At 62.6% G+C, this 297-nt stretch carries 1 pseudogene; it reads right to left on the bottom strand.

Annotated features, from left to right (window positions below):
- Nucleotides 1–297: pseudogene (locus PZH32_RS13120) on the bottom strand (FtsW/RodA/SpoVE family cell cycle protein); the annotation flags it as partial.

The following is a 297-nucleotide window of genomic DNA, read 5'->3' on the forward strand; positions in this document are numbered from 1 at the left end:
GGCGGAACCGAACTTCTGCGAGGTATAGCCCACAATGTGCGCGGCCAAGGTGCGCGCGGGGTATTCGCGCTTATAGGTGCCGTCCGCCTGGCGCACCGACTGGGCCAGCACCGTGCCGTCGATGGTGGAAATGGTGCCGCGTTCCATAGTGGCCTCGCGGGCCATTGTGTGGTTGTTGCTGGGCAGGTTCTGGTACTCGGGGGCCTTGATGACCATGATGTAGGTCAGGTTGGCCACCAATACGCCGAAGAGCACCGAATAGATGATCATGGTGCCGGTCAGGCGCTTGCCCAGGGC

The organism is Adlercreutzia equolifaciens, assembly GCF_029076695.1.
Taxonomy (GTDB): Bacteria; Actinomycetota; Coriobacteriia; order Coriobacteriales; family Eggerthellaceae; genus Adlercreutzia; species Adlercreutzia equolifaciens_A.